We start from the raw sequence: 220 nt of genomic DNA, 5'->3' as shown, positions 1-220 counted from the left end.
GCACCATCCACCAGGCCGCTCAGGCTGCTGGCCGGAACGGTCCAGCTGCCATTGGCTGCCACGGTCGCCGTGGTGGTGACCACGTGGTTGGCGCTGTCGGTGAAGGTGACGGTGACAGTCTGGCCGGCTTCCACACCCGTGGTGGTACCGCTGACCACGGCGGCGCCGCTTTCGCTGCTGTTATAGACATGATCGCTGCCACTGCCATCACTGCTGATGG

1 protein-coding gene is annotated in these 220 nt (G+C 65.5%); it reads right to left on the bottom strand.

From position 1 onward, the window contains the following. Window positions 1–220: hypothetical protein (locus JHD64_RS21840; RefSeq protein WP_199055846.1), on the bottom strand; the 220-nt coding region annotated here is incomplete at both ends.

The organism is Aquitalea sp. ASV15 (assembly GCF_016429115.1).
GTDB lineage: Bacteria > Pseudomonadota > Gammaproteobacteria > Burkholderiales > Chromobacteriaceae > Aquitalea > Aquitalea magnusonii.
Note: the sequence above shows the minus strand (reverse complement) of the source record. Positions and strands in the feature narration are given on the sequence as shown.